The organism is Paenibacillus sp. BK033, from assembly GCF_004345425.1.
Classification (GTDB): Bacteria; Bacillota; Bacilli; order Paenibacillales; family Paenibacillaceae; genus Pristimantibacillus.
The window spans coordinates 348,387-368,330 of sequence record NZ_SLVP01000002.1 but is presented as its reverse complement, the minus strand read 5'-3'; the positions used below and the strand labels follow the sequence as shown (position 1 = coordinate 368,330).

Annotated in this window: 14 protein-coding genes; 12 read left to right on the top strand and 2 right to left on the bottom strand. The window is 49.7% G+C overall.

From position 1 onward, the window contains the following. Positions 1-13: 13 nt before the first annotated feature. Positions 14-2,188: a Hint domain-containing protein gene (locus tag EV294_RS08795; protein WP_243711604.1), complete on the top strand. Its 2,175-nt coding sequence runs from the start codon at positions 14-16 to the stop codon at positions 2,186-2,188. Positions 2,189-2,221: 33 nt separating this feature from the next. Next, positions 2,222-2,800 carry a hypothetical protein gene (locus EV294_RS08790; RefSeq protein ID WP_132305905.1) on the top strand — a complete coding sequence of 193 codons (579 nt, stop codon included), beginning with the start codon at positions 2,222-2,224 and terminating at the stop codon, positions 2,798-2,800. A gap of 75 nt (positions 2,801-2,875) precedes the next feature. On the opposite strand, the gene EV294_RS08785 is transcribed toward EV294_RS08790, so the two are convergent. Continuing rightward, positions 2,876-4,153, bottom strand: a complete 1,278-nt coding sequence (locus EV294_RS08785; protein WP_132305903.1) for an epoxide hydrolase family protein — start codon at positions 4,151-4,153, stop codon at positions 2,876-2,878. Between the two features lie 199 nt (positions 4,154-4,352). On the opposite strand from EV294_RS08785, the gene EV294_RS08780 reads away from it, so the two are divergent. From EV294_RS08780 to EV294_RS08770, 3 genes are read left to right on the top strand one after another with little or no spacing between them, the layout of a single operon-like run. Next, a complete protein-coding gene (locus EV294_RS08780) occupies positions 4,353-5,879 on the top strand; it encodes a spore germination protein (RefSeq protein WP_132305901.1) in 1,527 nt (508 codons plus the stop codon). After that, positions 5,876-7,045 (top strand): Ger(x)C family spore germination protein, encoded by a 1,170-nt coding sequence (locus EV294_RS08775; protein WP_132305899.1) that lies wholly within the window; start codon positions 5,876-5,878, stop codon positions 7,043-7,045. Before EV294_RS08780 ends, EV294_RS08775 begins: the two co-directional genes overlap by 4 nt. Next, positions 7,042-8,133, top strand: coding sequence for a GerAB/ArcD/ProY family transporter (locus EV294_RS08770; protein ID WP_132305897.1), 1,092 nt, complete (start codon positions 7,042-7,044; stop codon positions 8,131-8,133). Before EV294_RS08775 ends, EV294_RS08770 begins: the two co-directional genes overlap by 4 nt. Positions 8,134-8,163: 30 nt before the next feature. Here the strand turns inward: EV294_RS08770 and arfA are convergent, their stop codons facing one another. Then, positions 8,164-9,675: an arabinosylfuranosidase ArfA gene (gene arfA / locus EV294_RS08765; protein ID WP_132305895.1), complete on the bottom strand. Its 1,512-nt coding sequence runs from the start codon at positions 9,673-9,675 to the stop codon at positions 8,164-8,166. 139 nt (positions 9,676-9,814) lie between these two features. On the opposite strand from arfA, the gene EV294_RS08760 reads away from it, so the two are divergent. The 7 genes from EV294_RS08760 to EV294_RS08730 all read left to right on the top strand — a co-directional run bounded on the left by EV294_RS08760 (position 9,815) and on the right by EV294_RS08730 (position 19,927). Beyond that, positions 9,815-10,714: an ArsR/SmtB family transcription factor gene (locus EV294_RS08760; RefSeq protein WP_132305893.1), complete on the top strand. Its 900-nt coding sequence runs from the start codon at positions 9,815-9,817 to the stop codon at positions 10,712-10,714. Between the two features lie 138 nt (positions 10,715-10,852). Beyond that, the gene (locus tag EV294_RS08755) at positions 10,853-12,367 is read left to right on the top strand and encodes a spore germination protein (RefSeq protein WP_243711603.1); all 1,515 of its coding nucleotides are present in this window, start codon (positions 10,853-10,855) and stop codon (positions 12,365-12,367) included. Further along, on the top strand, positions 12,324-13,574 hold the full coding sequence (locus tag EV294_RS08750; protein ID WP_132305889.1) for a Ger(x)C family spore germination protein: 1,251 nt from the start codon (positions 12,324-12,326) through the stop codon (positions 13,572-13,574). The genes EV294_RS08755 and EV294_RS08750 overlap by 44 nt, the downstream gene beginning before the upstream one ends. Positions 13,575-13,817: 243 nt before the next feature. Then, a complete protein-coding gene (locus EV294_RS08745; protein ID WP_132305887.1) occupies positions 13,818-14,933 on the top strand; it encodes a GerAB/ArcD/ProY family transporter in 1,116 nt (371 codons plus the stop codon). Between the two features lie 271 nt (positions 14,934-15,204). Then, positions 15,205-16,527 (top strand): ABC transporter substrate-binding protein, encoded by a 1,323-nt coding sequence (locus tag EV294_RS08740; RefSeq protein WP_132305885.1) that lies wholly within the window; start codon positions 15,205-15,207, stop codon positions 16,525-16,527. Between the two features lie 5 nt (positions 16,528-16,532). Continuing rightward, on the top strand, positions 16,533-18,323 hold the full coding sequence (locus EV294_RS08735) for a sensor histidine kinase (protein WP_132305883.1): 1,791 nt from the start codon (positions 16,533-16,535) through the stop codon (positions 18,321-18,323). Further along, positions 18,308-19,927 (top strand): response regulator transcription factor, encoded by a 1,620-nt coding sequence (locus EV294_RS08730; RefSeq protein WP_132305881.1) that lies wholly within the window; start codon positions 18,308-18,310, stop codon positions 19,925-19,927. The genes EV294_RS08735 and EV294_RS08730 overlap by 16 nt, the downstream gene beginning before the upstream one ends. Positions 19,928-19,944: the final 17 nt, after the last annotated feature.

Genomic DNA, 19,944 nt, shown 5'->3' with positions numbered 1-19,944 from the left:
AAAGGGGTTATGAATGATGGATTGTTTAGACTCTCTTAAAATCAACTTGGGCGAGGCGAAAAATTTGACGGACGTGAACTGGTCCCAAGTGAATATTCAAGATATTAACAACAACAACTTTCAGTTCGGAAAGCCGTTCTACCTGGTATGTCCCGGGGAGCATTGCCAGGATAACGTCAATTTCACGCCTCAAGCTCACCGCTTGTGCCAGTGTACGGACATTAACGGGCATTCGATTCCGGGCTGTTCCCCGCACGACTACCTGTACCCGTATGCGGCTCAAATATGCTTCAATACCAGCAATCCATCCGATTTGAGCCATGCCACGCTTGGCAACCGAGGCTGCATGAGCCTGGGCGATACCTGGAATGTCGTTACCTGCTATTGCTGCTGCTCCTGCTTCGCGCACGGTACTCAAATCGGCACGCCGCAGGGCTCTCAAGCGATCGAGAAATTCAGCGTTGGGGATAAAGTGATCACGGCCAGCTTGAAGCAAAGCTCGGAAGGGCTGCAGCTGGAGTGGAAGAAAGCCAAGCTGAATTTCAGTAACGGTACCGGCCCCGAGAGTCATCAGCCCGCGATGATCTACATCCGCTTCGGCGGTCATGGCAGCATCATCGTAACGCCGGACCATCTGTTCCTTATGCCAAGCGGCAAGCTGAAGCGCGCTGACCGGCTTGTGCCGGGCAAGGATTTGCTCGTGTCCTACAACAATACGCATGTAGAAATCAACGAAATCAGCGTTGGCGAATACAGAGGCGGCGTGCATCATATCGCTACCGATGTTGCTTTTGACGGAACGCTTGACGGGCACTTGCTGCTGTCAGAGGGACTCGTATCCGGCGATTTCAATCTGCAGATCCATCAAAGAGAGCTTCAGGGAAGTGGTCTGCTCGAGGATACCGAGGATCTTCCGATAGTAGGCACAAAAGAATACGAAGCGGCTCACTCGCACTTGGTTGCCGGAAATTATTTGTCGTTCAGCGCTCCAAATCTTAAAGCGGGCGAGGATACGCATGCGGTAGCTGCAACTGCCCAAGCAGCAGCGCAGCGCAGTAAGTTCTACGTGCATGGTTCCAACGTGGCATTTATACCGGACAACGCGGCAAGCTTCATCAGCCCTCTGCAAGCCATCGATGTAAACGATAAAGCGGACAGATGGGGCTTTACGGAAGTGAGCATCGGCAATGCGATGGTGAAATATTTGGTGAACCTGTTCCAGGGCTTCTACCCGGATATTACCTTCTACCATGACATTGGCCGTCTGGAGCCAAACGCTTACGCCTTCACCCAATATGGCAAACAGTACATTGTTCTTTCGGGCGGATTGACCCGCATTAAAGGTCTCGGCATGGAAGGAATGGCCTTTATCCTCGGAAATATGGTCAGCCGTCTTCAGAAGAGCGCCCCGCTGAACGCGGACGGCTTCACGACCGTTGGCATGGCGGATTACTATACGCCGGCGATCCTGCAAAATATGTTCTTCGGCAATCTTTATGCTCCGTTGATGACAAGCGGTTTGGAGCAGATTCAAAACGTGATCTTCGGCAACATTAACGCCTCGCTGCACGATGCCTTCGAGACCGATCCTTTCCAGCCGACGACGGGAACGAGAATGGATGCGGTGGAAGCGGGCAACGGCATGAATTTCCCTCCGAACGGGATTGGCGGCCCTGAGCTGAACGGGCTGAAGGTTACCGGAGCAACGGTAACGGGGCCTGCGATCAGCGCAGCTTCGCTGGTGACGGCGGATATTACCGCCGACCTTGCGGCGGCGGCGTTCAAGCTGCTGCAGGACAAGAACATTGTGGATGCGGCGGGCTTGATTGCAGCGGATTTCACGGTAGCGACGGATTTATCGTTCTTGTTCGCGGATCAGACGGATGAAATCAAGACGTTGCTTACGGAAGAGGTCCGTTATGTCTTGCTGCATGCCGCATCCACCGTTGAACTGCATTTCAATACGACTGTAAAAGCGATCCATGCGGCCGATGAAGACGATTTTTCGTTTACGCCTAACGCCGTTATTACGGATGCGCAGCCGGGCAAGAGCAATTCGTCGGTATTGCTGAAGGTTTCTCTCGAGCGGGGAGTCACGTATACCGTGTCCGTCTCCAGAGCATTAACTTCGGATATCGGATCAACCTTGGATCCGAACTCCTCGACGGCAGAAGTTACGTTGAAATAACAGCTTAATAACAACGAGAAAGGGGATTAAGAGATGGAATCAGCCGCTCCAGAGATGGGAGCATTCACAGGGACGATTGAAGAACAGTGCAGGCAATTCGGCAGTATCCTGGGTTTGGAAGGCCCGGTATCGGAAGAGGTATTGTTCGCGGCTGTTCATGATCCCAGCTATGCGCATAATTTATTGTCCGCAAGAAGATCGGAGATGTTTCTGAATTATCTGCTCAGTAATCCTCCTAAGGTGGATTCGGCGTCGGAAGCGGAGACGGAGGCAAAATCCGCTGAAGGAACCCCTTCCAATATGGTACTCGCCAAGAAGGTTGGCCATGCCTTGTGGAAATGGGCCAAAGCGGGCTTTGCTACGGTAGAGGACGAAATATACCGCAAGCGGATGGATGCCTGTACGGTATGTCCGCACAGTCAGAGCAAACCGGATAAGCTGCTATACAACGCCTTGTCCAAATCAGCGGCAAGCGACGGAACTGCCGAGAAGATCTGCGGCAAATGCGGCTGCGTGTTATCCAAGAAAACCAAGCTGCCAACGGAATCCTGTCCGGACAATCATCCGGAGCTTGCCGGAATGACTCGTTGGGAAGAGCCTATTACCGTCTGATTCTTTTTATAGTTCGTACAAACGGAAAGCTGACGCTGGTATTTAACCGGCGTCAGCTTTCGTGGTTTTGCTTGATCAACGCAGCTTCCTGAACGCAGACCTTAATTCATTCGTAAATAACGCCGGCTGCTCCCAAGCGGCGAAATGTCCGCCTTTATCCAGCACGTTGTAATAATAGAGCTTGGGATAAGCCTGCTCGGCCCAGCTCCTTGGCGCTTCATAAAGCTCATCGGGGAAGACGCTGACCGCCGTCGGAATCTTGACGCCTTTGACGCCGAAGAAAGGATACTTGTTCTCCCAGTAGAGACGAGCCGATGAAATGGCGGTGTTCGTCAGCCAATAAAGCGTAATGTCATCAAGGATTTCGTCGCGCGATAATCCTCCGGGTTTTCCTCTGAAGGCGTCGGACATTAGCTTTAAACTCTTTTCATCGTGATCTAGCAGAAAGGCTGCCAGACCGATAGGCGAATCGGCCAATGCGGTTAACGTCTGCGGGCGAGTCCCCATCAGTTCGGCATAACCAAGATGCTTGTTAAAGAATTGCAGCTGTTCGTATGCGCGTTTTTCCTCGGGAGAGAGACCGTCGGGCATCGAATCGCCGCAATGGAGCGCTTTTTCAATATCGGCAGGAACCGTTCCGGGCATATTGGAGTGGACGCCAATTAATCCTTCAGGCGCCTTCACCGCCATCAAGTCGGTGATGATCGCCCCCCAATCTCCGCCTTGCGCCACATACTTCGTATAACCAAGACGCTTCATCAGCTCAATCCAGGCATTTGCAATCCTGTCCGGTCCCCAACCAGGTTCCGTTGGTTTCTCTGAGAATCCGTAGCCCGGCAGAGAGGGGATCACGACATCAAAGGCGTCCGAGGCTTTTCCGCCATAAGCCGTCGGATTGCTGAGCGGATCAATAATCTTCATCATCTCGACAAAGGAGCCCGGCCAACCATGCGTAAGAATGATCGGCAGAGCGCCTTTATGCTTCGAACGGACGTGAATAAAATGAATGTCTAGTCCGTCGATATTGGTAATGTACTGAGGATATCCGTTAAGCTTCGCTTCGAATTTGCGCCAATCATAATCCTTCGCCCAATAACGCGCCAGCTCTTTCATCGTCTCCAGCTGCGTGCCCTGCGATTGATCCTTAACCGTCTCGCGATCTGGCCATTTGGTTTCGTTAATGCGTCTGCGAAGCTCGCTCAGCTCGGCTTCCGGTATATGCGCTTGAAATGAACGGATGGAGTCCGCTTGGGAAGGTTCGGAAACTGCCTGAGGCCGGTTAGCATTAGCGAGCTGCGCATTTCCTAAGGTCAAAACCACCATTATGGTCACTATAAAACCGTATTTGTTCATGAGTAAAATCCTTTCTGAGATCGAAGTACAGATCGAAGTACAGGGGGATTGACCATAACCATTATGTTCCATCAATTTGACAGTTATTATTCTTACGACCTGTTTGCAAGCTCTTTGGTCGCAACTCTATCGAACGTTTAAAACCCCGGCAAGAAGGTAAACATGAGCATATTCATTTTCTTAGTTGGGGAGGTGCTGCATGTTTATCGAAGCTAGCTCCAAATCAGAGCTAAATGAATCTCTAGAAATAAATGAACAGACGCTTAAGGGGATATTCAGCAACTGCTATGATATCGTTTTTCGGCGTATACAAATATTCGGTCAAATCAATGCTTTATTAATCTATATGGATGGTCTCGTAGACACCATAGCCCTGGATCAAATCCTGTTGAAGCCCTGGATGCTTGGATTTCCTTCTATTAAGTTAAACGATACAGACAAAGTAGACGCTATCCTGGAGCAGCAGCTGGTAGCCGTCTCCAAGACTGCAACTGCCAGAAATATCGATACGATCGTGCAAGGCATCCTAACTGCGAACGTCGTTATTCTAGCAGAACGTGCGGCAAATGCGATTATTGCGGATTTGAAGGGCTTCGAGCATCGAGCTGTCGAGGAGCCCTCCAATGAAATTACGCTCCGGGGACCAAGAGAAGGCTTTACGGAAAACCTTAACATTAACACAAGCATGGTTCGCCGGAAACTCCAAAGTCCAAAGCTTAAGATGGAATCGGTGACATTGGGCAGCTTATCCCGAACAACCGTGGTAATCGGTTATTTGGAAGGTATCGCAAATCAATCGGTTGTCGAAAAGGTTCGCAAGCGAATTGGCGAAATTCAAATCGATACCGTGCTTGGCGGCAATTTTATCGAGGAATTTATTGAAGACCATCCGTTCACTTTCTTTCCGCAAATCCAGAACACGGAGCGGCCGGATATTGTAGCAGCTTATCTTGCAGAGAGGAAGGTAGCGATATTCGTGGACGGATCTCCTTTTGTCCTTATCGCACCATGCACGCTATGGAATGCCTTCCAATCCGCAGATGATTATTACGAGAGATTTCTGTATGCCACCATGATTCGCTGGCTGCGAATGATCTTGATCATCGGTTCCTTATTCATGCCCTCCATGTATGTCGCCATTACCACCTTCCATCCGCAATTGCTGCCTGCGAATTTCCTGCTCAGCATTACCTCGGCGCGTGAAGGAGTACCGTTTCCCGCCGTTATTGAAGCATTTCTCATGGAATTTCTGTTCGAAGGCCTGAGGGAGGCCGGCATCCGTTTGCCGCGTCCCACAGGCTCGGCTATCAGCATCGTAGGTGCTCTCGTGATCGGACAGGCAGCTGTTGAAGCAGGGATTGTATCGGCTCCGATGGTTATCGTGGTTTCCATAACGGGTATCGCTTCGTTGATAACTCCTCGTTACAGCATGGGGATCGCATTTCGAATGCTTCGATTTCCGATGCTTCTCTTTTCGGGTATGTTTGGCTTATACGGCATTACGATGGCCACGTTATTGCTTCATATTCACCTCACGAATTTGGAGTCGTTTGGAGTGCCTTATTTAAGTCCGATATCTCCCTTATCTAAAGAGGAACTCAAGGATGTTCTCATCCGTGCACCCAGATGGAGCATGCATTCCTTGCCGTTATCGGGATCAAAGCGCCATAAGCGACGCTTTCCCAGAGGTCAACAACCTGGCACCCAAGGAGACGACGCGCAGTGAAATTCCGCCTTTCAGTCTGTCTTAGTCTGTTATTTTGTTTCGCCCTTCTTCTTACAGGATGCTGGGACCGGGAAGAGCTTTCCGACAGGGCATTTGACCTTGCTGCCTCGACCGATTTATTGGAGAACGGCACCTATTTATCTGCAGGTCAATTCATCATTCCATCGAGAGTCTCCGGACAATCCAGCAATGGAAAGCCTTACTTTATCGAAACGGGCACCGGGAAATCGCTTACTGAAGCCATTCAAAAAACGCGGCAGAAGCTTTCACGCATCATTACCCGCGGTCACAGAAGAAATTATTATATTGGCGAGGAGCTGGCTAAACGCGGGATCAAGGACCTACTAGACGGATTTTCCCGTGATCCCGGCAATCGGATCCGGCTGGATATTTGGGTCGTTAAGGGGGGACGGGGATTGGATGCCTTAAAGGTACAATATCCTTTGGAGAAGATCCCTTCTGTCGCATCCGTCAAAATTCACAAAGCGGTGGGAGGAACGACAGGCACCTCTTATATCGATTTTATGATGGCGGCAAGCGAAGAGGGCAGCAGCCCGACCTTGCCGGTTGTTGATATTGTCCAGGAAGATGCTCCGCAAGAAACGATTCGTTTTTATGGCCGCGCGATTTTTAACCATGACTTTAAGATGATCGGCTATTTGAATTTCGTCGAAGGCGCTTACCGGCAATGGATCCTTCAGAGGATAAGCTATCTAGACTTTTCGGAAACGATTCCAGAGGCGGGAGGGGACGTCGGGGTCGTTCTCCATCACTTTGGAAGCAAGTTAACCAGCAGCATAATAGAACCAAATAAGATAAAGATGGATATCGAATTGACAGGAGCGGGACATGTTTCGGAAAACAACACCACACTTAACCTGAACGAATCGCACAACGTAAAGCTTATCCAAGCCGAAATAAACAAGCGGATGAGCGAACATGTACAAGCGATGGTTAACAAGGTTCAGAAGCAATTTAAAGCCGATGTACTTGGCTTTAATCAAATCGTGAACCGCCAGCATCCCACGGTGTGGAATGAAATAAAAGGGAAATGGGATACGATTTTTCCGGAAATCGAGGTACACGTTCGGGTCAAAATCAACCTGAAATATGTGGGACTGGTTGGACCTCCGCTTCAATATAAAGAAAGTGAGATCAGATCATGAAAATTTCCGGGTATCAGCTGTTTTGGCTTATGTTTACGATGGAATACGGAATGACGGCCATCTTTACTCTATCTCCTGCCGTCTTTCAGTCTAAGCAGGACACTTGGATATCGATCATTTTCGCGTCCTTGCTTGCGTTGGCAGTCACTTATATCGCCGTAAAGCTTGGTCTGCTCTATCCGGGGCAGACCTTTATCCAATCCAGTCAAACGATCCTTGGCAAATGGCTCGGGAAGCTGATATTGCTTCCATACTTTTTTATGTGGTTTACGGTTACAGGGGTAATTCTGAGGGAATTTGCAGATTTCGTGTTTATTACCTTATTCACATCGACACCGCTTTGGGTGGTTATTCTCATTATGTTATTGGTTGTTGTATATGCTACCTATAGCGGCGGACTCAGAAGTATTGCACGCAGCAGTGAAATAATCGGACCTGTCAGCGCTGCAGGCAGTGTCCTTATTATTCTATTTAGCATGAAAGATTGGGATTGGTTAAGGTTGCTTCCGGTATATTCCAACACGGGATTACTGCCTATTCTTAAAGGAAGCTTAACGCCTGCCTCTTTTCTGGCGGAATCCTTTATGGTCGTCATGCTTGTAGCTTTTATGAAGAAACCGCAGCAGCTCTTGAAATGCTCAATGCTTGGCGTAATTGCCGCTTCAATCGCAATATTAAGCATGACCTTGACTATAATCATGGTTATGGGACCCAACCTTCCGGCTAAATTTATTTACCCTCTTTGTTCCGTCGTCTCCTTTATTTCCGTGATGGAATTTATACAAAACTTGGATATTTTAATTGTATTGCTCTGGATCATCAGCATCTTCACTAAGTTGTCTCTTTATATGTTTATCACCAGCTACGGCACTGCGCAGCTGTTCCGCATTAACAATTGGAAACGGACGATATGGTGGATTGCCCCAATCGTCTTTGTCCTGTCGCTTCTGCCCCGGAACACAAACGATACGATGGATTATGCGAAAACGATCTGGCATGATTGGATCTTTCCCATCAATCTCGTTGGAGTTCCATTATTGCTGCTCATAATAGGCTCTATCCGTAAAAAAAGCATGCAAAAGGCATAAAAAAGGCAGCCGCTGCGGCTGCCTTTCGTATTATCCCTTTTTCGTCTGCAAGCGAATCACGTTCCAGGAAGCTTTACCCAGGATAGCTTGAACGCTGCCGTTATCTGCCGTAGTGCGGCCTCCGGCACGCGGAACGACATTGCGAGGATTGGACTTGGTGTTTGTTGCTTTCAAATCCTCGCTTTCCATGACGATATGCTCGATAACGCTGACCTCGCCAAAGCTGCGGAGGTCCAGGCTCAGCTCCATTCGCTCTTCCAGATGGCGGTTAACGGCAAAGACCGTAATCAGACCTTGCTCCTCGTCGTGGACGCTGATCGCTTCGAGATAAGGAACGTCGGTGAAGTCCTTGGAATCATATTTCGGAGAAGAGATGACCGCTTGCAGCACCGTACCCCGTCCGAAGTTCGACGCATGCAGGAACGGATAGTAAGTCGTTTGCAACCAGATCGCGCCGTTCGTTTCCGTCATGATTGGCGCGATAACGTTAATCAATTGGGCAATGCAAGCCATTTTGACGCGGTCCGCATGCTTAAGCAGCGTAATCAGGAAGCAGCCGACCGCAAGAGCATCCTCGTGCGTGTACACATCTTCAAACTCCGGAGGAGCAATCTGCCAGCGTTCGTCGGCGCGGCTGGTACCGATCGTGTTCCATACGTTCCATTCGTCGAGCGAGAGCATGATTGTCTTCTTGCTCCGTTTCTTCGCTTTCACATAGTCGCAGATCGCGGCTACGCTGTCGATAAATTGGTCCATATCGAGCGATTTGGCAAGAAAGTTCGCCGTATCGTTATTATTGTTATTGTAGTAAGTATGAAGAGACAGGTAGTCCACCTGATCATAAGTAAGATCTAGTACGGTTGCTTCCCAGTCCGCAAAGGTACTCATGCCGCTGCTGGAGCTTCCGCAGGCTACAAGCTCAATCGACGGGTCAACCCATTTCATTACCTTAGCGGTCTCATTGGCGAGCCTTCCGTATTCGACGGCCGTCTTGGCGCCAATCTGCCACGGACCGTCCATTTCGTTGCCCAGGCACCAGGTTTTGAAGCGGTGAGGCTCCTTGTAGCCGTGAGAAATCCGCAGGTCGCTCCAATAAGTACCGCCGGGATGATTGCAGTATTCAACCAGATTTCTAGCCGCATCCATTCCCCTCGTACCGAGATTCACCGCCATCATGACATCGGTGCCAACCAGCTTGGCCCAATCCGCGAATTCGTTGGTGCTTACCTCGTTGGTTTCCGTCGTCCACCAGGCCAGCTCAAGCAGACGTTTCCGCTCGCTCTTCGGCCCAACGCCATCCTCCCAATTGTAGCCCGATACAAAGTTGCCGCCCGGATACCGGATAATAGGGACCTGCAAAGCTTTGATGGCTTCAATGGCATCTTGCCGGAAGCCGTTCTCGTCAGCCGTCGGATGTCCCGGATCATAAATGCCGCCGTATACGGCGCGGCCCAAATGCTCGATAAAGGAACCGTATACACGGGGATCAACGGGGGAGACGGTAAAGTTCTTGTCAATAAGCATGCTGGAACGAATAGTCATGGAAAAGCCTCCTTTAGAATTAGGGAAAAACAAAATCCGTATGGGTTGAAATCCTATATTATTCGTAACATAATAGGTAATAGCAAACAACAATAAGTTTTAGGATTTTGTAAAAACAAAATCCTACTGAGGTGATAAGATGCTGTCCACCAATGCGGAGTCATTAATGGTTTATGAAGCGCTGGCGAGCGAGGTGCGTTTAAAAATTATCGATAAATTATTTGAGAGGGAGCGCCATGTAAAGGAGCTCGCCTCCGAGATGTTTCTTAGCAGCGCGGTCATCAGCGGCCATATTCGCAAGCTGGAGCAGGCGGGAATTGTAGGCAGCAAGATGAAGCGGATTGACGGAGGCACTTATAAATATTGTTATATCAAGTCCGAGTTTCTGCAGATCAAGCTGTCTCCCAATGTTTCTTCGTCGTTAAGCTTTCATGGGCTGTCCGTGCCAATCGGCCATTACACCGACTACGAGGCATGGCCAACCTGCGGGGTTGCAACCACGGAGAAGATGATCGGGCAGTACGATAATCCGGCCTGCTTCATGGACCCGGAGAGGGTAAACGCGGGAATCCTGTGGCTGGCAAGAGGCTGGGTGGAATATAAAATTCCTAATTATCTGTATAAGGATCAACGGCTGCACGAGATTGAGATTTCCTTCGAAATCGGCTCCGAGTCTCCCCGCGTAAACGAGAATTGGCCGTCGGATATCCATTTCAGTCTCAACGGCAGATCGCTTGGCGTATGGACAAGCCCGGGAGATTTCGGGAAAACAAGGGGAAGGCTCACCCCGGATTGGTGGTCCAGCGACGTTAATCAGTACGGCCTCTTGAAGGTGCTCCGGGTCAAGGAGAGCGGCTCGTATATCGACGGTTTGAAAATATCGGACGTAGGTCTTAAAGATATCGGAACGGGCGCGATCAACTGGACATTCCGCATTGCGGCGGAAGATACGGGGCGCGGACGGGGAGGACTAACCCTGTACGGAAAGGGCTTTGGCAACTACGATCAGGATATTGTTTTTAGAAGTTTTTATGTGTGAATTTATGAATATTTGACTGAATAATTGTTGGCGGACCTGCCCGGGGTTCGTCTTTTTTTGTTGCATAAATAATGGTAATTAGAGGAAACACTATTAAAACTGCAGTTAGTTGGGGTGAAACAAATGAGGTCTTCAAGCATGCCGCCGGAAAATGGGATTCCGATAACTTTGCATTCCGATCTTCAGGGAAATTTGGATTTTTTCAAAAAAGAAACCAACTCTAGTCCGGATATCATCATTCGCGAATGGAATTTCGGATCCTGTCAAGCTGCTTTAATATTTGTAGCCGGACTAGTAGATAACCAATTCATCAATCAGTTTATCATGTCTCCCTTGGTCCCTTTTTCGGATGCAACAGAGGATCGTTTAATGGATATCTTCAAGCAACACCGGCTGCCCATAGGAGGGATCCAGGAGACCGACGACCTAAACACTCTATTAACTGGTCTGTTATCCGGGGATACCGTATTCCTATGCGATGGGTACGACCGCGGGTTGCTGATTGCATCTAAAGGATGGGAAGAGCGAGGCGTAGAAGAGTCAACCTCCCAGACCGTGATTCGCGGACCGAAGGATGGTTTTACAGAAAGCTTGACAACAAATATCGCTTTGGTACGGCGGAGAATCGTCAATCCAAATCTATGGTCTGAACACTACCGCATCGGTCAGGTTACGAAGACGAGGGTTGCGATTATTTATATTAACGGCATCGCTTCCAACAAGGTGGTAGATGAAGTCCGAGAAAGATTAAAACGGATTGAGATCGACGGGATATTGGAGAGCGGATACATCGAGGAAATGATTCAAGATAATAAATTTACGGTTTTTCCGACCGTATTCAACAGTGAAAGACCCGATGTCATTTCCGCCGGACTGCTCGAGGGTCGCGTCGCAATCATTGTGGACGGTACACCATTCGTGCTGATGGTTCCGGCTTTATTCACGCATTTTTTTCAAGCTGCCGAAGACTATTACCAACGTTTTGACATTTCTACTTTCATCCGTTGGCTTCGCTACTTTGCATTTATAATCGCATTGCTTGGGCCCTCCCTATATATCGCTATTACGACATTTCACCATGATATGCTGCCGCCCCAATTACTGATCAGTTTGTCGGCGCAGCGGGAAGGCATTCCCTTTCCCGCCTTTATCGAGGCCTTGATGATGGAGCTGACGTTTGAATTACTGCGCGAAGCCGGGATACGGCTGCCTAGAGCAGTCGGCCAATCTATCTCGATTGTAGGGGCGCTGGTCATTGGCCAAGCTGCAGTTCAAGCAGGTATCGTATCGGCTGCCATGGTTATTGTCGTATCCATCACGGCGATTGCAAGTTTTACCATGCCCGCTTATAACATGGCAATCTCGATTAGGATGTTAAGATTCGGGATGATGGGTATTGCGGCTTGTTTTGGTTTATTCGGTGTTGTGGCTGGGCTGATTTTTATCATTCAGCATTTATGCCATTTGCGATCTTTCGGGATTCCTTACTTGTCGCCATTTGCTCCGGTGAATGTTTCCATGAAAAGAGATACATTGCTGCGTGCTCCTTGGTGGATCATGCGGAAAAAGGTGAGCATGGCCAATTTGAAGGAAAACGCTGGCGGTAATCATGTTGATAGGGACACTCCTACATCGAAAAGGGAAGGGGAGTAAATTGAGAACAGTCATTATTGTGCTGGTAGCCGCGATGAGCTGCTTTATGCTTTCAGGATGCTGGAACCGGCGTGAGCTGAATGAATTAGCCGTATCCGTAGCCGTTGGCGTGGACAAAAAAGGGGATGGAATAATCCTCTCCGATCAAATCCTTAATGCGGGCGCAATATCCGGGCAAAGCAACCGTTCTTCAACGAGCGCTCCGGTTAACTTATTTCAGGAGTCGGGGGGGAGTTTTCAAGAAGCGGCAAGGAAAATGACAAGAAGAAGTACGAGGAAAATATATGTCGGGCAGCTGCAGATGCTGATATTAGGTGAGGATTTTGCCAGAGAAGGGGTGACCAAAGTGCTGGATCATATTTCGAGAGATCATGAATACCGAAGCGATTTTTATGTCATCGTGGCTCGAGAAACGGAAGCACGGGATGTCTTGAGAATTTCCACGCCATTGGAGAAAACTCCCGCGACAAAACTAAAAAACTCACTCGAAGTATCCGCAAAAGCATGGGGAGGGACTACAGCCGTAGAGTTTCGCGATTTTACTTCCAACCTGATCAGTAAGAGCAGAGAAGCGGTTCTGACCGGGCTAAGGCTCGAGGGCTCCTTCGAAAAAGGAAACAACCTGAGCAATACAACAAAGGTCTTTCCAAGCGCTCGCCTTGTGTTTGCAGGGCTTGCTGTCTTTAAGAAAGATAAGTTAATTGGCTGGTTAGACGAAAAAGAAAGCTTCGGCTACAATTTCACTCAGGGAAAAATTACCAGCACATCTTTGCTTCAACCATGTCCGGATAGTGACCGTAAGTTGACGGTTGAGCTGGTGCGCACGAAGTCCAAGATGAAAGCCTTTATCAAGGACGGGAAACCGTTGGTCCAAATTGACGTCAAAGCTGACGGAATCGTAACGGACGCTCAGTGTCCGCTGGATTTTACGAAACCGGAAACGATCACGCAAATAGAGAACAATTCCAACGCCCAAATAAAAAGTTATATTTCATCGGCCGTTCAGAAGATGCAGAGCAGCCGGTACAATTCCGACATTTTTGGATTTGGCGCACTATTCGAGCGTAAATACCCGAAGTATTGGAAAAAAGCAAAAAGCGAATGGGATAGCGTGTTTCCCACCATACAGATTAAGATTCAACCGAAGGTCAATGTGAAACAAATGTTCAAGACAACCAAATCATTCAGCGAACGGATGAAGGAGTAGTGGTCATGTTTGGTATAACAGCTGTCATAGCAGTCAGTGCTGTTATTGTCGCCTATGAATGGCCCGGATTGAGAAAGCAAGGTTCTGCACGGGCGATAGTCGCCTTTTTCACTATGCTGTTTATCGGGTTAGGGATAATGATTTGCATTTTTGCGGGAATCGAAGTTCCGGGCCCGGCAGAACCGCTTAGAATCCTATTCGAACCCATGGGTAAGGCAATACGAGGAGAGTGAGGTATCGTAAATGGGGGAAGCGAAGATTAAAGCCACTCAGTTCAAAAAAATGGTTTTCTTGTTTACGATTGGAACCTCCATTATCCTTGTTCCGAGCGCGCTGGCTTCCGATGCAAAAAACGATGCATGGATACCGGTTCTGCTCGGGACAGTGGCGGCACTGCTTCTAATCGGCCTTTATCTTGCGTTGGCTCGTCTGGTTCCGGGAAAAACGATCGTGGAGATATGCATGGTTTTATTCGGGAAATGGATAGGCATGTTTTTTTCCCTTTCCCTGTTTCTGTATTCCTTTCTCTTAACTACGCTCGTCCTGCGGAATCTTGGCGACTTTCTAACAGCATCCATGTTTCCGGAAACGCCTATTACGGCGATCCATTTGGTGTATCTGCTGATCGTTGCTATAGGTATCCGATATGGCCTATCTAATCTAGCAAGGACAATGGATATTTTTTATCCCTTTATTATCATATTGTTTATTATATTCGTCATTTTGCTCATGCCGGAGATTAAATTCAATCAAATACAACCTGTATTAAGCAACGGAATTTCGCCGATTCTCAATGCGACTTATTCCTACGTAAGCTTTCCCTGTCTCGAATACGTATTATTTCTTATGATTTTGCCTCATGTCGAGGATCCAAGGGAAGGCGGTAAAGCATTCGTCAAAGGAATGCTTCTTGGAGGGCTTGTATTGCTTGCCATTACAACACTATGTCTGCTCGTAATGGGTTCGGAGATGACGGCAAATAATTTGTATGCCAGCTTCGAGTTGGCTAAAATCATTAAAATCGGAGAGTTCCTGCAAAGGGTTGAAGTGATCATAGCGGTTATTTGGTTCGTCACCATTTATTGCAAGCTGATCGTTTGTTTTTATATGACGATTCAAACCTTCTCTCAAAGCTTCAAGCTGGGGGAATACCATCCGCTTATATTCCCGATTGGCATGCTCATTCTTGCGGCGTCCATCATCATTGCTCCAGATATGGGATACTTCATTTCATTTGACAGATACGTCTGGACGATTTGTGCGTTCATCTTCGGATTCGTATTGCCGCTGCTGTTTTTATTGACAGCAATGGTTAGGCATAGTTGGATAAAGTCAAAATCAGGCAGCCGATCGACATGATCGGCTGCCTGATTTTGACGTGCGGGAGGATAAGCCGGACCTTTAATTTTCTATAGTTTGCAAACTTAAATAACATGATATTTCGCGAATAGACAATAATAGGTAAAGCTAAAGCCGATCTTTAGGATTCGTTATCAATGTTAAGTATTCGTTATATCGCCTAAACCCGCGATCCAGTAATGTTAAAGATGCTTAATAAAATTTTTCGACGCAAATCGACGTTGCTTCTTGAGGCAAGGCCGATTCCGCTTGAAGGAGAGTAGAGTAAGGCATGAAAAAGCTGCAGCTCTTACAGACCGGATGGGCCGGATTATTGGTCGTTGCAGCATTAACCGGATGCAGTAACAGTCCGGGGAAACAGCCGGGTAACGCAGACCGTGAAGCAAAGCCCGGGGAGGGATTGGAAGGCAAAACGATTACGTTCGTGACCGGATCCCACCCATGGGTTGACGTCATTAAGCCGTTAATTCCCCAGTTCGAGAAGGAAACCGGCATTAACGTGCGGATCCAGGGCTATTTTGAGGATCAGCTGACACAGAAGCTGACGGTACAATTCACGGCGCGCTCGGAGACGCCCGATGTGTTCATGTACCGGCCGCTGCAGGAAGGTAAGCTGTTCTTCCAGAGCGGCTGGCTTGAACCGCTTGATGCCTACGCCGGGAGGGATGCGGAATATGATTTGGGCGATTTCTCGCCGCAAGCGATCCGCTCTTCAACGGTGAACGGCAAACTGGCCGGCATTCCGATCGTGACGGAGCAACAAATATTGTATTACCGCAAAGATTTGCTGAAGGAAGCGGGGATTCAGGTTCCCGCTACCATCGATGAGCTTGAAGCGGCGGCAGAGAGGCTGAATCATCCGGAGCAAGGCGTCTACGGCTTTGTGGCAAGAGGACAGCGGAGTCCGCTAGTAACGCAAGTCTCGTCTTTTCTTTATTCCGAAGGCGGCGACTTTATCAAGAACGGTAAAGCCGCGATTAATTCTCCGGAAGCGATTAAAGCCTTCGAGACCTATGGCGAACTTCTTCGGGATTACGGGCCGCCTAATGCGATCAACATGTCCTGGCCACAGGCGAGTGCTTTTTTCGCGCAAGGGAAGGCCGCCCTATACACCGATGCCAATTCGATCTACCGAGTGCTTGATACGGAAGGAGCGAAGGTTCGGGGAAATGTCGGCTTTGCGACGTTCCCTTCGGGGACAAAAGGTTCCATGCCGTACAATATTACGTCCTGGGGGCTGGCCATCAACCCGAAATCGCCGAATAAAGAGGCGGCCTGGGCGTTTATTGAATGGGCAAGCGGAAAGTCCGTCATGCTGCTTACCCAGCAGGCGGGCAATCCCGGACCAAGGACGTCGGTATGGAGGGATCCAAGGGGCACGATTGGCTTCCCGAAGGAACTGGCAGCCGTGTTCCAACAAACGGTTAACGGAGGCATCGATCACGACCGGCCTCAGACCGTTGACGTAGCGGCGGCACGCGAGCAGGTAGGAAGAATCGTACAGATGGTCATCACGGGAGAGACGGACATCCGGCAATCGGCCGATCAGGCCAATGCCGCTCTGCAGGCCCTCCTTGATGAGGAGGCGGAATAACCGGAATGCCGCGCCGACTGTCGATGTTCAACAAGATTGCCTTTACCATCATCCTGCTGCTTGTGCCCGTTGTGCTGCTATACGGCTATTCGAACCGGATTGCGACCGGCGTTGTGGAAGAGCAAATGCGCTCGTCCAGCTTGAGCAAGCTTGTCTTCTTTATGGATCAAATGGATGGAACGATGGAAAATCTGTCGATGTTTCCGGTCATCTTAAGCGATGATCCGCATATTCGCGATTTTCTGTCCCCGGCTTCAGGCGAGCCGGAAAGCGGCTTGCTGAAGGAGCAGGCCAGAGTAACGGAAAAGCTGGGACTGCAAAGCGTATCCAGCTCATGGTCCAACGAATTAACCTTTGCTTTTCCACGGAAAAATCTCGTCCTCTCTTCCAATATTTACTTAAACGGCAGCGAAGTCGAGTCGCCAGGCAGGAAGATCATGAACGATTGGACGTATGAGCGGGACAGCTCGCGCGGTTATCCGATCGACACGTTTGTCCGCGAGACAGGAGTTCCGGCTGCCGCAGTCAAGGTTGGGGAGGCGGAGGCCGTTATCCAGGTCCGTTTTCCCATCCAGAATATTAGCGACATGCTTGATGTGTACAAGAAGGAAAACCGGGGCGACCCGTTCTTGTTCCGCTCTAATGAGCAGCCTGTCCGCAACAGCACGTATGAGGAGACGGCCTCCGCCAAGGTCATTCGGGAGCTTGGTCACGGGAGCCTTGGGCAAAGCGGCCAACGGCTCTTGAAGATGGATGGACAAACGTATTTGGTCAGTTATTCGAAATCGCGCCAGTTAGGCTGGTATTTGGTTGATTACGTACCGGTCGAACGGATTGTAGCCCCCATCATTCAGGCTAGGAACTGGTTCTACGGCTCTATCGCTTTTCTGATACTGCTCGGGCTGCTGGCTTCCGTTCTGCTCTACCGCAATGTCCAGATCCCGCTGTCCAAGATGATCGCCGGCGTCAAACGGATGAAGGGCGGCGATTTGTCCTGGCGGATCGGCTATAAGGCTAACAATGAATTTGACGAGCTGATTCGGCATTACAACGAAATGGCCGGCCAGATTCAGCGGTTGATCGAAGATATTTACAGCGAAAGACTAAGATCCAGGGAAGCGACGCTGAAGCAGCTGCAATCACAAATTAATCCGCATTTCCTGTATAATTCGCTGTTCTTTATAATCAACTCCGCCATGATGGAAGACCGGGATTCGGTTATATCCATGTCGGAAAATCTGGCTGAGTTTTATCGGTACACGACCAAGGTGGACAATCAGCTGTCGACCTTGGGAGAGGAGCTTGAATTCGTCCGGCATTACCTGAACATCCATACATTGAGGATGGGAAGGCTGGCCTTCGAGATCGAGGTGCCGGATGCCATGCTGGAGGAGCCGCTTCCGCGTCTTACCTTGCAGCCGATTGTCGAGAATGCGATTGTGCACGGAATTGAAGGGCGTATTGGCGGAGGATGCATCGTCATTACCGGAAGGCAGGAAGGAGATTATAACCTTCTGGAGATTGCCGATAACGGAGCGGGATTAAGCAGTGAGGAAAAGCTTCGGCTGGAAGAGCTGTTAGCCGAGAAGGAAATGGGCGACGAGATCGGATGCGGTACCTGGAACGTGCATCAGCGGCTGCAAGGCCGGTTCGGTAAAGGCTCGGGGCTTCGTTTCCGGCATGCAGCGGATGGAGAAGGCCTTGTCGTTACCATTGCGTGGCTGAAGAGTGAGGCAACTGCCAAAGCGTTGGACGAAAATCGGTTGGAAGGGGAAGCGGTATGGCCCAGCTCTTGATTGTGGATGATGAAGCGCATGTCGTGGACCGTCTGGCCACAACGGTCGATTGGGAATCCGTCGGCATCGATCAGGTGTACAAGGCGTATTCCGGCCAGGAAGCGCTGGAGCAGCTTCATCAATTCTCCATCGATATAGTTATTACGGATATCCGTATGCCGGGTATGTCGGGGCTTCAGCTTATTTCCGAGATTAAGCGGCAATGGCCGAAGACCAAAAGCATCCTGCTCTCGGGTTACTCCGAATTCACCTATGCGAAGCAGGCTATGCAGTTCCAGACCGAGGACTACCTGCTCAAGCCGGTTAAGACCGCGGATCTCCTGTCAACGGTGGAACGCGTGCTTCTCAAGCTGAAGCAGGAGTGGGAGGAGGTTATCTCCGCCCAGCGGATGACGTATACGCTGAAGGAACATCTGCCGCTCTTAAGGGCAAACCTGCTGCAGGAGCTGCTGCAGGGAAAGCTGTGGAGCAGACAGACGCTTCTGGAAAAAATGTCGCGGTTAGAGCTTGGCGATCAGGATTGGCAGCTTTTTTCGCTGATGGCCGTTCGGCTGGATGACCGCTTCGCGGAGCTTGCCGGCGCGGATATGTCATGGAAGGAATACGCGGTCGCCAATATGGCGGAAGAGCTGTTCGGCGGTCGATACTCGCTGTGGCATGCGAAGGACGCTCATGATTATCTAATCTTCCTGCTGACTCCTAAGGACACAGCGGAAGGAGATGATCCGGGCTGGCTGGAGCGCACGGCATCGGTGCTGCAATCCGCCGTAGGCGTCTACCTGAAAGGAAAGGTATCCATGATGGTAAGCGGCGCGGGCGCTTTTCCGGAAGACGTTCCCGGCTTCTATAACCGGTCGGTCACGGCATTCCGTAACCGGATCGGGCAAGAGCCGGAGCAGTTCATGCGTTTGGAAGAGAAGGAAAGCGAGCCGGCAGCGATACGGTCGCTGGACTACCTGTACGAGCCGCCGGCATTGATTCATTTGCTCGAAGCCGCAAGATGGGAAGCGGTGGAAGAGAGGTATAAGCGGATCTTCACGGGTGTGGAGAGCGGGATAGCCGTGTCCGAAGAGCATTTGCTTGAAATTTATTTCACGATGGCTTCGGCCTATGCCTATATCGCTCATAAGAACGGACGTCTTCTGAACGAAACTCTTGGTACCGATTACAACAAGATGACGACCGGCATGCCGTTCCGGACCGTACAGCATCTTAAGGAATGGGCCTTTCGCACGCTGAAAGCGCTGCAGGAGGATATGGCCAAGGAAACCAAGGATAACCGACATTCCTTGATTGAAAGAATTCGAAGCTTTATCGATGACAACGTAACCGGCGATATTTCGCTTCAATCGGTGGCCGATTGCGTGAAGCTGCATCCGGTCTATGTATCCAAGGTGTACAAGCTGGAAACAGGCGAAAACTTAAGTGATTACATCCAACGCGCGAAGATGGAGGAAGCGCAGTCCATGCTGCTTCGCAGCGACGAGAAGGTCTACGTCATTGCCGCCAAGCTTGGCTATCAGCGGCCGCATTCCTTCATCAGCGCCTTTAAGAAAGCATTCGGCATGACGCCGCAGGAATACCGCGACGGACAGCCGCAATAAAATATTCTTTTTAGGAG

Excerpts from the sequence above, each read along its gene's own strand:
- EV294_RS08795 (WP_243711604.1), top strand. The coding sequence starts at position 14 with ATGATGGATTGTTTAGACTCTCTTAAAATCAACTTGGGCGAGGCGAAA.
- EV294_RS08735 (WP_132305883.1), top strand. The coding sequence starts at position 16,533 with ATGCCGCGCCGACTGTCGATGTTCAACAAGATTGCCTTTACCATCATC.
- EV294_RS08790 (WP_132305905.1), top strand. The coding sequence starts at position 2,222 with ATGGAATCAGCCGCTCCAGAGATGGGAGCATTCACAGGGACGATTGAA.
- EV294_RS08740 (WP_132305885.1), top strand. The coding sequence starts at position 15,205 with ATGAAAAAGCTGCAGCTCTTACAGACCGGATGGGCCGGATTATTGGTC.
- EV294_RS08760 (WP_132305893.1), top strand. The coding sequence starts at position 9,815 with ATGCTGTCCACCAATGCGGAGTCATTAATGGTTTATGAAGCGCTGGCG.
- EV294_RS08780 (WP_132305901.1), top strand. The coding sequence starts at position 4,353 with ATGTTTATCGAAGCTAGCTCCAAATCAGAGCTAAATGAATCTCTAGAA.
- EV294_RS08755 (WP_243711603.1), top strand. The coding sequence starts at position 10,853 with ATGCCGCCGGAAAATGGGATTCCGATAACTTTGCATTCCGATCTTCAG.
- EV294_RS08785 (WP_132305903.1), bottom strand. The coding sequence starts at position 4,153 with ATGAACAAATACGGTTTTATAGTGACCATAATGGTGGTTTTGACCTTA.
- arfA (WP_132305895.1), bottom strand. The coding sequence starts at position 9,675 with ATGACTATTCGTTCCAGCATGCTTATTGACAAGAACTTTACCGTCTCC.
- EV294_RS08730 (WP_132305881.1), top strand. The coding sequence starts at position 18,308 with ATGGCCCAGCTCTTGATTGTGGATGATGAAGCGCATGTCGTGGACCGT.
- EV294_RS08745 (WP_132305887.1), top strand. The coding sequence starts at position 13,818 with ATGGGGGAAGCGAAGATTAAAGCCACTCAGTTCAAAAAAATGGTTTTC.
- EV294_RS08770 (WP_132305897.1), top strand. The coding sequence starts at position 7,042 with ATGAAAATTTCCGGGTATCAGCTGTTTTGGCTTATGTTTACGATGGAA.
- EV294_RS08750 (WP_132305889.1), top strand. The coding sequence starts at position 12,324 with ATGTTGATAGGGACACTCCTACATCGAAAAGGGAAGGGGAGTAAATTG.